8 protein-coding genes are annotated in these 12,622 nt (G+C 45.1%); 5 read left to right on the top strand and 3 right to left on the bottom strand.

Going from position 1 to position 12,622, the window contains the following annotated elements; all coding sequences use genetic code 11:
- Window positions 1–302 precede the first annotated feature (302 nt).
- The gene (locus QUA00_RS15245; protein WP_333410127.1) at window positions 303–3,923 is read left to right on the top strand and encodes an Eco57I restriction-modification methylase domain-containing protein; all 3,621 of its coding nucleotides are present in this window, start codon (window positions 303–305) and stop codon (window positions 3,921–3,923) included.
- 123 nt (window positions 3,924–4,046) lie between these two features.
- Here QUA00_RS15245 and QUA00_RS15240 read toward each other — a convergent pair whose 3' ends face one another.
- Complete coding sequence (locus tag QUA00_RS15240; protein ID WP_333138323.1) at window positions 4,047–4,685, bottom strand: restriction endonuclease subunit R; 639 nt, start codon at window positions 4,683–4,685, stop codon at window positions 4,047–4,049.
- A 359-nt stretch (window positions 4,686–5,044) separates the two neighbouring features.
- On the opposite strand from QUA00_RS15240, the gene pds reads away from it, so the two are divergent.
- Together pds and crtB are read left to right on the top strand one after the other, a co-directional pair.
- Window positions 5,045–6,442, top strand: a complete 1,398-nt coding sequence (pds, locus tag QUA00_RS15235) for a 15-cis-phytoene desaturase (RefSeq protein ID WP_333138325.1) — start codon at window positions 5,045–5,047, stop codon at window positions 6,440–6,442.
- Window positions 6,443–6,862: 420 nt separating this feature from the next.
- Window positions 6,863–7,792 (top strand): 15-cis-phytoene synthase CrtB, encoded by a 930-nt coding sequence (gene crtB, locus QUA00_RS15230; RefSeq protein ID WP_333410126.1) that lies wholly within the window; start codon window positions 6,863–6,865, stop codon window positions 7,790–7,792.
- A gap of 90 nt (window positions 7,793–7,882) precedes the next feature.
- Here crtB and QUA00_RS15225 read toward each other — a convergent pair whose 3' ends face one another.
- Both QUA00_RS15225 and QUA00_RS15220 read right to left on the bottom strand, forming a co-directional pair.
- Window positions 7,883–8,365, bottom strand: coding sequence for a hypothetical protein (locus tag QUA00_RS15225; protein ID WP_333138329.1), 483 nt, complete (start codon window positions 8,363–8,365; stop codon window positions 7,883–7,885).
- 435 nt (window positions 8,366–8,800) lie between these two features.
- Entirely contained in the window at window positions 8,801–11,524 is a 2,724-nt protein-coding gene (locus tag QUA00_RS15220; RefSeq protein WP_333410125.1) for a valine--tRNA ligase, read from the bottom strand.
- A gap of 156 nt (window positions 11,525–11,680) precedes the next feature.
- On the opposite strand from QUA00_RS15220, the gene QUA00_RS15215 reads away from it, so the two are divergent.
- The gene (locus QUA00_RS15215) at window positions 11,681–12,016 is read left to right on the top strand and encodes a hypothetical protein (RefSeq protein ID WP_333025783.1); all 336 of its coding nucleotides are present in this window, start codon (window positions 11,681–11,683) and stop codon (window positions 12,014–12,016) included.
- Window positions 12,009–12,383, top strand: a complete 375-nt coding sequence (locus QUA00_RS15210; protein ID WP_015179269.1) for a type II toxin-antitoxin system RelE family toxin — start codon at window positions 12,009–12,011, stop codon at window positions 12,381–12,383. The genes QUA00_RS15215 and QUA00_RS15210 overlap by 8 nt, the downstream gene beginning before the upstream one ends.
- Window positions 12,384–12,622 lie beyond the last annotated feature (239 nt).

Here is a 12,622-nt window from a genome sequence, read left to right as displayed (position 1 = left end):
TTTTCTTCTCAGTCCTCTTAAGAGGACTTTCGCTTTGAGACAGGGGTTTCAACCCCTGTCGGACTGTCGGACTGTCGAACTGTTTGTCTAATAGCGAAAGTCGTCTAAAGACGACTCATGAATTGAAAATTTTTCTTCTCAGTCCTCTTAAGAGGACTTTCGCTTTGAGACAGGGGTTTCAACCCCTGTCGGACTGTCGGACTGTCGGACTATCTGACTCTCGGTTTAACGTTAATTTGACACGCCTTGGACACGGTGCCGTGTCCCTACTACAGTTCTCCCTTATTCCTTCATATATAACCATGCCACAAACACTTAAAGAATCCCGCGAACTTCTCCAAGACTTTGAATTCAACAAATTGTTCGTCCAAAAACTCGGTTGGGATAATCCATCATCCCACAAAACCGTATCTTTAGAAATAGAAGGCGAGACTTATTCCCGAAAAGCCATCGCCCAACTTAACGGAGTAGTTGTATATGAAATTATCGCCGATAGCGGAAATATCCCCAACAGCGCCGAAAGACTGACAATTTATCGCGAAATTGTCCAAATTTCCGCCGAAAACCTATTGATTTTTATTGATGAAAATCGCACCAAATGTCTCTGGTATTGGGTGAAGCGTGAAGGTACAAAACTTTATCCCCGCGATCATGTATACGTGAAACGCGAACCTTGCGATTTGCTGCTGAGTAAAGTGACGGCTTTAAAGGTTGATTTAGAAGAATTAGAAACGCTTTCGGTGATTGATGTCGCCCAAAGATTGCAGGCTGGCTTGGATGTCGAACGAGTAACTAAAAAGTTTTTTGAAGAGTTTAAACAGCAACACGTTGAATTTTTAAGTGTGATTCGCGGCATTGACAAAGAAACAGATAGGCGCTGGTATACTTCGGTTTTACTCAACCGCTTGATGTTTGTTTATTTTTTGCAGCGCAAAGGATTTATCGACAGCGGCAAAATGCTGTACTTGCAGGAAAAGTTAGCTGAAAGCAAGCAGCGGGGAACCGATTTATTTTACTCGCAATTCTTGAAAACACTGTTTTTTGATGGATTTGCTAAACCTCTGGATTTGCGCGAGGAAGGGGTTAAAGAATTAATCGGCGATGTTAAATATTTGAATGGGGGACTGTTTCTCGAACATCCCATCGAACAAAGTTATCCGAATATCGCCATACCCGATGCTGCTTTTGAGAAAATCTTATATTTGTTTTCCCGCTATTCTTGGAATCTTGACGATACAGTGGGCGGGAAGGAAAACGAAATTAATCCGGCGGTTTTGGGATACATCTTTGAGAAATACATTAACCAAAAAGCTTTTGGTGCTTATTATACCAGGCCGGAGATTACTGAATATTTGTGCGATCGCACAATCAACAAACTAATCCTCGATAGAGTTAATGAGGGCGGGCACGGGGGCACCGCCCCTACCACCAATGAGGCAAACCAGGGTTTTGTAGGGGTAGTGCCCCCGTGCCTACCCCAAGTAGAGGGCGGGCACGGGGGCACCGCCCCTACAGAGGAAAATCCAGATTTTGTAGGGGTAGTGCCCCCGTGCCTACCCCAAGTGCCCCCGTGCCTACCCCATGCCCAATTCCCCATGCCCGATGCCCAATGCCCGATTCCCCATCACTTTGAAACCATCACCGAACTCCTCACCAATCTCGACGCCAATCTCTGCCGCAGCCTGCTAACAGAAATCCTCCCAAACCTAACATTATTAGACCCAGCCTGCGGTTCCGGCGCGTTTTTAGTCGCAGCCATGAAAACGCTGATTTACATCTATTCAACAGTCATCGGTACAAGCAAGTTTTTAAAGGATCGTTACCTCAATGACTACCTAAAAGACATCGAAAAAGAGCATAGTTCACTTAACTACTATATCAAAAAACGGATTATTAGCGATAACCTCTACGGCGTAGATATCATGCCGGAAGCAGTGGAAATTGCTAAATTGCGACTGTTTTTGGCCTTAGTTTCGGCGGCGCAGAATGTCAACGACTTGGAACCGTTGCCGAATATTGATTTTAACATCATGGCGGGCAATTCCTTAATTGGATTACTGCGGGTGGATGACGCAGAATATGAAGGAAGTGGAACTCAGTTAAATTTGTTTCACAAGACATATAGACAAGTATTAGAGGAGAAAAACCGTCTAATCTCTATTTACCGTCATGCGACTACCTATAGCCAAAACTTGCAGAGTTTACGAGATGAAATTGCCGAAAAGAAAGCGCCGGCTATCGAAAATATTAATAAGATTTTGTTGGAAGATTTCAAGCAGTTAAAAATTAAGTTTGAACAAGCACAGATTAGCGGTAAGCCGATTAAGCGTACCCTGACTCTCGCTGATATAGAAGCTTTGAAGCCTTTTCACTGGGGGTATGAGTTTGATGAGATTTTGCATCAACGGGGCGGTTTTGATGCGATTATTACTAATCCACCTTGGGAAATATTTAAGCCAAATGCTAGAGAGTTTTTTGTGCAGCATAACGAACTAGCCAAAAAAAGCAAGATGGATATCAAAACTTTTGAAAAAGAGCAAAATAAAATTTTGCAAAACCCTGAAATTGCTGAAACTTGGTTAAAATATTTGAGTGAATTTCCCCATGTTAGTGCTTACTACCGTTCAGCGGAACAGTACAAAAATCAGATTTCAATTGTCAACGGCAAAAAGTCTGGTACTGATATTAACTTCTACAAGCTTTTTCTAGAGCAATGTTTTAACCTCTTACGCCCAAATGGCGAGTGCGGTATCATCATTCCTTCAGGAGTTTATACTGATTTGGGAACTAAGCAACTGCGGGAAATGTTATTTGTTGAGACTGAGATTGATTCACTGTTTGGTTTGTCAAATGAAAGGTTTATTTTTGAAGGAGTGGATCACCGATTCAAGTTTTGCTTGCTCACTTTTGAGAAAGGGAAAAGTACAGAGTCATTTCAAGCTGCTTTCCGCATCAATCCGCGAGAAGCGATTCGGGTGGAAAAACTCGATACTTTTCTGAATAATCAAGATGAATGTATTGAGATTTCTGTTAACTTGATTCGTCGCTTATCTCCTGACTCTCTGTCGGTGATGGAGTTTAAAAATGAGGGAGATATTCGCATTGCTGAGAAAATGCTGCAATTCCCTTTGCTGGGCGAACAGATTGAGGGGAAATGGAATCTGCGGTTAACTGCGGAATTTCACATGACTAATGACAGTCATTTATTCAAGCAAGAACCAGGGAAAGGGAGACTGCCACTTTATGAAGGGAAAATGATTGAGCAGTTTACTCATACTCTTTGCGAACCGCGTTATTGGATAGAGGAATCACAAGGACGAGCTGCGATACTTGGAAAAGAACAGGATAGAGGTCAAACTCTAGATTATCAGACTTATAGAGCTGGATTTCGTAAGATTGCAAGCAGTACAAATACCAGAACAATGATAGCCACAGTCATTCCACCTAACTTTCAAGCAGAAAACTTTCAGTCAGTGTTGCGTTGTTCAGAAGGTAGTGAGCCTCCACCTAATAATCATCAGTGTTTATATTTAGTCAGTGTTTGGAATAGTTTTATTGTCGATTATGCACTTCGCTCTCGAATTTCAGCAAACATCAACTTTTTCTATGTTTATCAACTTCCCGTACCGCGATTAACATCAGGCGACAAATACTTCACTGACATCGTACAGCGCGCCGCCAAACTGATCTGCACCGCCCCAGAATTTGACGAATTAGCCCAAGAAGTCGGCTTAAACTCGCACCGAGAAGGTGTTACCGATGAAACTGAACGCGCTCAATTGCGAGCCGAATTAGACGGCATCATCGCCCACCTTTACGGCTTAACCGAAGCCGAATTTGCCTATATTTTGACTACTTTTCCGATCGTGCCAGAAACAGTGAAACAAGCAGCCTTGGAAGCATATCGCACCTTTGCGGCATAACCGGGGGAACCTGAAATCATCCATTTCAGGACTTATGCACTCCAACCAAAGAAACCGGGTTTTTTACCGAATCTGCGGGTGAAACCAAAGATTTTCGCAAAAACCCGGTTTCTGATTCCCCCACTAAACCAGATTACTAATATTCAACTCGCCGAGGCGCTTCAAAATACTCAGCACACTGTACAAATCATTCCCCGGATTGAACATAGAAAACCAGCGCGAAAAAGCGTACTGCGGTGTTTCCCCTTTAACTAATTTGACAAACAAAAAACTAGAGCCATTCATTAACAATCCGTAAGTAGGTCGATCGCCCTTAAGATTAGCTAACATATAAGCTAGTAATTGCGGAATCCCTACCTCCAAAGAAAACGCAGCCTTCTTGGACTCGATCACCACTACCCAAAACTCCTGAAACAAAGCCAAAACATCCAACTGTCCTCTCACAATCACTCCCTCGTCTTCGTCAAGGATTTCTAGAGACTTTTCGGAAGTAACGTGAAAAGGAGCAAGATAAAAGTCAGCTAAATCCCACAGCGGAGACAGCACTACCATTTTGACTGTATTTTCTAGCATTGGTGGACGAGCAAGCAAATTCCTGTAACTTGCTTTCACTCTGTCTAATCGCTGTTTTTCAGGATCGCTGATTTCTGGTAAATCATCTTGCCACTCGCGAAAGAATTGGTCATCCTCAATCAACTCTATTTTGAATTGGGTTTCCAAGTCGTTCAGCGCGACATTTCTAGATTGAATTGTTTGTACCATAAATTTAACTAATTTATTGAAATTTGCCTCATAATTGATGATAGCAATAATTGCTAAATTTCTGTTAATTGCGTTTACTAGGGCATAGGGCACTAGGGCACTTAAGGTCACACCCGCAGTCCGGCAGGGGTTGAAACCCCTGCCTCAAAGCTAAAGTCCTCTCAAAGAGGACTGAAGAACTCATTAGTCCTCTTTGAGAGGACTTGCGCTATGAGACAGGGAATTCATTCCCTGTCGGACTTTCGGGCTAAGCCGACACCTCCAAGCCCCGCCACATTCCTACAGATTGTTCCCAAAAAATGTAACGAGTTGTAAAGTATAATGAAAACGAAGCGAACACAGAGGCCAAGTAGTATCAAATGCGAGTTGCGATCGCCGGAGCAGGCTTAGCAGGACTTTCCTGCGCTAAATATCTTACCGACGCGGGCCACACCCCCATCCTCCTAGAAAGTCGGGACGTACTCGGCGGCAAAGTAGCCGCCTGGAAAGATGCAGACGGCGACTGGTACGAAACCGGCCTCCACATCTTCTTCGGTGCATACCCGAATATGCTCCAACTATTCAAAGAACTTGACATCGAAGACCGGCTGCAATGGAAAGAGCACTCGATGATTTTCAATCAGCCGGAAACCCCCGGAACCTATTCCCGCTTTGACTTTCCCGACCTTCCGGCTCCCTTCAACGGCGTCGCAGCCATCCTGAGCAACAACGATATGCTCACTTGGCCCGAAAAAATCCGCTTCGGTATAGGTTTGATTCCGGCGATGCTTCAGGGTCAAAACTATGTCGAAGCAATGGACAAATACTCGTTTTCCGACTGGCTGAAAAAGCAAAACGTCCCCCCCAGAGTCGAAAAAGAAGTATTCATCGCCATGTCCAAGGCGCTCAACTTCATCGACCCCCACGAAATATCCGCAACCATACTGCTGACAGCCCTCAACCGCTTCCTGCAAGAGAAAAACGGCTCGAAAATGGCTTTTTTAGACGGTTCCCCCACAGAAAGGTTGTGTCAGCCGATGGTAGACTACATAACTGAGCGCGGTGGTGAAGTCCGGCTGAATGCACCCATCGGGGAGTTTTTGCTCAACGATGACAACACGGTGCGGGGCTTCCACATTCGGGGAGTAAAAGGGGCAGAGTCAGAAATTCTGACCGCCGATATTTACGTTTCCGCGATGCCGGTTGACCCGCTGAAGTTGATGATGCCGAAACCTTGGGGCGAAATGGATTATTTCAAACAGCTCGAAGGTTTGGAGGGAGTACCCGTCATTAATGTACACTTGTGGTTCGATCGCAAGCTAACTGAAATCGACCATTTGCTGTTCTCGCGATCGCCCTTGCTGAGCGTCTACGCCGACATGAGCAACACCTGCCGCGAATATGCCAACCCAGACAAATCAATGCTGGAACTGGTTTTAGCACCGGCCAAAGACTGGATCGGCAAATCTGACGAAGATATCGTCGCAGCCACAATGGTCGAGTTAGAAAAACTCTTTCCCGATCAAATCCCAGAACCAGCCAAACTGCTCAAATATCACGTAGTCAAAACCCCACGTTCCGTCTACAAAGCCACTCCCGGACGCCAGCAGTGCCGTCCCACACAAACAACTCCCATTAGCAATTTCTATCTAACGGGGGATTATACAATGCAGCGTTATCTTGCGAGTATGGAAGGTGCCGTGCTTTCTGGTAAGCTGACAGCGCAGGCTATTTCAACCGCCAATAACCAGTCAAGAACCTCAGCCCTGACGGCATGAGGCTTGAAAGAGAAATCTAACAAGCCATCTTGACCCGCCTAAGTCTTAACTGACTACGTTTTATGAGTCACGACACCGGGAGAATGCGAAGCTAGTTCCCTGCTCTGTCGCTAGTGGTTAAACAGTTCTAAGGTCACTGGAACAGTGCTGCTAGCATAACAAGCTCACTAAACATTGGCAAAGCTAACTTTACCCCAGAAATGGGAGATTGAGGACAACCATATCCTCACGGGGGGGCAACCATACCCCCCCTACCCCGCAAGGGGATTTAAATTAAATGTAAAGCCGTCCTTACAGGACGGCGTTTCAGACCCGATGAATTTTGATGAAAAATTAAGAATTTTTCATAAAGACGTAAAAAATCTCCCGTTTTCTAAACGGGGGAAAATCAGTTCTAATCTTTAAATTTCTTATTCTCGGATGCTGCAACTGTCAAAACTCCAGTGCATGAGAACTCTGGCCTCTGTGGATGACTCTTACGAACTGTGCCGCCAAGTCACGGCGAGTTATGCCAAAAATTTTTATTTAGGCACTCAACTCATGCCCGAAGCCAAGCGTCGGGCGATTTGGGCGATTTACGTCTGGTGCCGCCGCACCGACGAACTCGTAGACGGGCCGGGTTCTGATGCAACGACCCCTGAAACCCTGGATTTGTGGGAAAAACGCCTAGAATCTGTGTTTGCGGGCCATCCTCACGACGACTACGACGTAGCTTTGGTGGATACGCTGTCTCGTTTCCCGATCGACATTGGGCCGTTTCGAGAGATGATTGCGGGCCAGCAAATGGACTTGTACCGCAGCCGCTACGAAACTTTTGAAGAGCTCAATCTTTACTGTTATCGAGTAGCGGGTACTGTAGGGCTGATGTCGATGTCTGTCATGGGTGTAGGCGAATCGAGCTCCGCTGCTAACTGGAATTGGCATTGGGGAAATAGAATTCCCAAAGAAGAAGCGATAGCCCTGGGTATTGCTAAGCAGTTGACTAATATTCTGCGCGATGTCGGAGAAGACGCCCGCCGCGGCCGCATTTACATTCCCTTAGAAGACTTAGCCTTGTTTAACTACACCGAAGAAGATTTATTCAACGGTGTAATTGACAACCGCTGGCGGGAATTGATGCGGTTTCAAATTCAGCGAGCTCGCAAATTATACGCCAGCGCCGAGCCCGGAATTAAAGTGCTCAGTCCCGATATCCGCTGGACTGTTTGGGCGGCTACAATGCTGTACAGCAGAATCTTAAATGCGATCGAACGCAATCAGTACGATGTTTTTCAGAAGCGGGCTTATGTTAGCAATTCTCAGAAACTGCTGTGTCTCCCCGCCGCTTGGATGAAGTCAAAAGTGCTTTAGCCGCAGGCAATTTTGCTTTTATCTTAGTCCGCGTAGGCGGACTTTGTTTGTATAGCCCCGAATTATATTCGGCGGATTCAAATTTTGTTTTCAATTGTTTGTTTTCAATTGGGCGATCGAACTTTCCAACAATTGCTTTTCCTGCTGGAGTTTTGCTTCTAAGTTTTGAATTTGTTCCCGGCGGGCTTCAACTTCAATCAAGCGGCGAGACAATTCTTGACTCTGCAAAGTGAGAGATTGCCTCCAATCTTCTGCTTTCTGTGCTTCTTGCTGCAAAAAATCGGGAGTAAAACCTGTTGTTAAATATTTCTCTACTAATTGTAGTACCCAGTTTGTAGCTGCTTGAATATGCAAAACCTGGCTATTTTCGTCAACATTTGCTAATACTAAAATCCCTTCATTTAAAACATTCGTTGCAGAGTTAATTGGATTTTGAGCAAAATCTTTCGGTAATGTCAAGAAACATTCTTCACTAAGAAGAGCCCAAGTATCATCAGAATTTTGGCAAGCCAGCAATTGCAGGGCGGGTTCGCCTAAAATTTCCTTCTTTTGTACTTGGGCTAAATATAACATGAGGGTAATTAGTAATTGGTAATTGGTGATTAATTGCCCGTGTTAGCACAATTAATTCTATTATTGAAACCAAATTTGTAGGGGCGGGTTCGCCAACCATTTATGGTAAACATCAATAATACTATAAACCCGCCCCCGCCCACCAACAATAAAAATGTACGATGAATTTAGAGGTAAAATTGTGATGTAAATAATGGCTGAGGAGAGGGCGGGTTTACGAGATTGTTTGTGTATTTCATAGATGGCTGGTTAACCCGCCCCTACGGGATTTTGGGATGTTTTTATACAGCGATCGCCCAGCATAATAAAAATGATAATCTCCTCAGAAACCGGGTTTCTTTCAATATTTTTCGTTACTCAACCGAAAAATTCGTAGAAACCCGGTTTCTCACCCCACCCGCGACTAATGACTGCTGACTAATGACTAATGACTCCTTAAAACACCTTTAGCCGATCGCGCAAAATCTCCGCTTGTTTTTCCGCTTCCGCCAAAGCATCCCTCGCGCCCTGAACCACATCAGGAGTAGCCTTATCCACAAACTTCTGATTAGTCAACCGCGCCGCAGTATGCTTAATTTCAGCTTCCACCTTGCTCAACTTCTTCTCTAACTTAGCACGCAAAGCCGCCAAATCCACCACCCCAGCCAGAGGAATCAATACTTGCACAGTACCGACAACCCCAGCAATTGTCTGTCCCAAATCTGCATCCACACTAGCAGTAACTGTCAGATTTTCGACTTTTGCCAAATCCTGAATGTAAACGCCTCCATCTGAGATGATTTGGCGTTCTTTCTCGCTTTCGCTTTGCAAAATCGCCGTCACCTTCACACTGGGTTTGATATCAGCATCGGCCCGCAAATTGCGAACTGTGCGAATTGTACCGAACAACAACTCAAACTGCTGTTCCAAATCAGCATCAATTAGCGAGATATCAGCTTCAGGATAAGCTTGCAAAGCCAAACATCGATCGTCACCTGTTTGAGTCAGAGTGTGCCAAATCTCCTCAGTAATGTGCGGCATAAAAGGATGCAGTAGTTTCAGAATCCCTTCCAACACAAAAGCAAAAGTTTGCTGTGCCACTTTCTTAGAATTTGGTTCAGCATCCTGTTGCAAGCGAGACTTGACTAACTCAATATACCAGTCACAGAAATCGCCCCAAATAAACTCATAAAGTCCCTTCGCCGCTTCCCCCAAACCGTAATTTTCCAAACAATTGCGGCTTTGCTGCACAACTTGATTGTAGCGAGAAAGAATCCAGCGATCGCACAATTCCAAACCACCTCCCACAGAAGGACTTCCCAACTGCTGCGGAGTCTGTCCCTCCAAATTCATCATCACAAACCTAGCCGCATTCCACAACTTATTCGTGAAGTTACGGGAAGCTTCCACCGATTTCGATTCATCAGTTTTGCGATCGTACTCCATGCGAATATTTTGACCGGCCCCTACCACTTCCTTAACCAAGGTGTAGCGCAAAGCATCAGTACCGTACTTACCAATCAACAGCAGCGGATCGATACCGTTGTTTTTACTCTTAGACATTTTTTGACCGTTTTCATCCAACACCAAACCGTGAATGTAAACAGTATCAAAAGGCATCTTTTCAGTAAAATGTCCTGCCATCATCGTCATTCTAGCCACCCAGAAAAAGATGATATCAAAACCTGTAACCAAAGTAGTTGTCGGATAGTAAAACTCCAAATCTTTAGTTTCGTCAGGCCATCCCAGAGTTGAGAAAGGCCACAACCCAGACGAAAACCAAGTATCCAATACATCTGGATCTCTTGCTAACTGCACGTCATTACCAAACTTAGCCGTTGCTTTTTCCCTAGCTTCAGCTTCATTTTTTGCCACCACAAACGGCGTCGTGTCAGTAATTTCGCCCTGGGTTTCGCTAACAGCATACCAAGCCGGGATTTGGTGTCCCCACCACAATTGTCGGGAGATACACCAATCCTTCAGCTTCACCAACCAATCCCGATAAACCTTTGTCCATCTGTCAGGAACAAAGACTGGTGAGTTACTTTGATCTAATGCTTCTAAAGCACGTTGAGAAAGAGGCTCTATCTTCACAAACCATTGAGTAGATATCAAAGGTTCGACCGGAACTTTGCCGCGTTCGCTGTAGGGAACAGTATGCTTATAATCTTCTATTTTAACCAAAACCCCGTCACTTTCTAACCGCTGCACCACATTTTTCCGGGCAACAAATCGGTCTTGTCCTTGGAACTCTCCGGCATTTTCATTTAAAGTGCCGTCCTTATTCATAATGTTAATAAACGGCAAGTTGTGACGCTTACCCATCTCGAAGTCATTCGGATCGTGGGCAGGAGTCACCTTGACACAACCAGTTCCAAAAGTCGGATCGACAAACTCATCAGCAATGATTGGGATTTCGCGATTGACGATCGGCAAAGTGACAGTTTTACCGATAAGATGTTTGTAGCGATCGTCCTGTGGATTCACCGCCACCCCAGTATCGCCCAACATCGTTTCCGGCCGAGTCGTCGCCACCTCCAAATAACCAGAACCATCCGTCAAAGGATAGCGGAAATGCCACAAATGCCCGTCAACTTCCTGCTGATCAACCTCCAAATCCGACACAGCAGACTGACTCGCCGGACACCAATTCACCAGGTAATTACCGCGATAAATCAGCCCCTCATCGTACAGCCGGACAAACGCTTCTAAAACCGCAGCGGATAAGCCTTCATCCATCGTAAAGCGTTCGCGCGACCAATCGACAGACACGCCCAAACTGCGTAATTGATTAGTAATAGTATTGCCCGATTCAGCTTTCCACTCCCAGGCGCGTTCCAAGAATTTTTCTCGGCCTAAATCGTGGCGAGTTTTGCCTTCTGCTTTGAGTTGCTTTTCCAGAATAGTTTGAACGGCGATGCTAGCATGATCCGTTCCCGGCAACCACAGGGTATTGCGTCCAGTCATGCGGTGATAGCGGACGAGGACATCAATCAGCGTCTCTTCAAAAGCGTGTCCCATGTGGAGGCTGCCGGTGACGTTGGGCGGCGGGATAACTACGCAGTAAGGTTCGCCGCCTTTTTCGGGGTCAGCTTTGAAGGTTTGGTTGTCTTCCCAGTATTTTTGCCATTTGGCTTCGGTGGCTTGGGGGTCGTATTGGGGGGGTAGGTTTGCGGTCATGGTGGCTTCGGAGTTGTATCTTATTTAGATTGTGCCATAGAAGGGAGGAGAAGAGTTTTGAACCGCATCCGCGTCAGAGGCAGAGGGAAGAGCGATATTCAAGGCGGGGCGGGTTTACGTTAAAATCAAGGTAAAATTAAAAGGTTTGATGGCATTATGAATGTAGCAGCACTTCGACATCAAATCGATCGATGGCTCGATCGACTTTCTCCAGAACATCTGGCATTAGTTGCGAGTTTTATAGAGTTTCTAAGCCAAAAGCAACGTCAGGGGGTAATCATTTCGCAAAATAATCTGCCAGAGGTTTTCTCAGCAGAAATCCAAGAGATGCCTCCTGCTAATTCTTTTAGTATTCCAGAACCCTCAGAAATTGACGGAGAGGGCCAATCTAAAGCAGCGCTGCTACAAGATTTTCGGCAAGCTTGGCACGAAGCCATGACTGGGCAAACCATTTCGGTTGCTCAAATGTGGGAAGGAATTGAAAATGACTGACTTGCCCTTAATTCAAGTTATAGTTTCACCAACCTTCAATCGCAATTTACGCACTCTTGCAAAAAAATACCGCAGCATTCGCAATGATATTCAACCCATTATCGAACAACTCACACGGGGAGAACTGCCAGGAGATCGAATTGCTGGAGTGGGTTATGCAGTCTTCAAGTTGAGAGTCCGAAATAGCGACACTCAAAAAGGTAAAAGTGGTGGATACCGTTTAATTTACTACGTCCAAACAGCAACGGGAATCATTTTGCTGACCCTTTACACCAAATCCGAACAAGTCGATATTGCAGCAGAGGATATTCAGAACATTATTACAGAATACGAGCAGCAGCAGAGCGAAGATCGAGAGGATATCTAAGAGTTGGGGAATCTTGCGCCGTCGAATATGAGGTTTCGACATTTTCAGTGGAAAAATCCTTTTAATATCTTATTTGACAGAAATCCCTAATCCCAAACCCGCATTCTATCGGAGAAAGCCACGATTTTGCAGAGAAATCGGTTTTCTTTTTGCCTTAGTCCTACTGGTAAAACAAATTGAAATAATTAAGAATCGCAATGAATAACATTTGTTAAACTCCAGGAATTGCGTTTTTTGTT

It is taken from the genome of Microcoleus sp. T2B6, from assembly GCF_036700475.1.
Lineage (GTDB): Bacteria > Cyanobacteriota > Cyanobacteriia > Cyanobacteriales > Microcoleaceae > Microcoleus.
Note: the sequence above shows the minus strand (reverse complement) of the source record. Positions and strands in the feature narration are given on the sequence as shown.

Bases quoted from the DNA above. Each gene is read 5' to 3' on its own strand.
- QUA00_RS15245 (WP_333410127.1), top strand. From the start codon at position 303: ATGCCACAAACACTTAAAGAATCCCGCGAACTTCTCCAAGACTTTGAA.
- QUA00_RS15240 (WP_333138323.1), bottom strand. From the start codon at position 4,685: ATGGTACAAACAATTCAATCTAGAAATGTCGCGCTGAACGACTTGGAA.
- pds (WP_333138325.1), top strand. From the start codon at position 5,045: ATGCGAGTTGCGATCGCCGGAGCAGGCTTAGCAGGACTTTCCTGCGCT.
- crtB (WP_333410126.1), top strand. From the start codon at position 6,863: ATGCTGCAACTGTCAAAACTCCAGTGCATGAGAACTCTGGCCTCTGTG.
- QUA00_RS15225 (WP_333138329.1), bottom strand. From the start codon at position 8,365: ATGTTATATTTAGCCCAAGTACAAAAGAAGGAAATTTTAGGCGAACCC.
- QUA00_RS15220 (WP_333410125.1), bottom strand. From the start codon at position 11,524: ATGACCGCAAACCTACCCCCCCAATACGACCCCCAAGCCACCGAAGCC.
- QUA00_RS15215 (WP_333025783.1), top strand. From the start codon at position 11,681: ATGAATGTAGCAGCACTTCGACATCAAATCGATCGATGGCTCGATCGA.
- QUA00_RS15210 (WP_015179269.1), top strand. From the start codon at position 12,009: ATGACTGACTTGCCCTTAATTCAAGTTATAGTTTCACCAACCTTCAAT.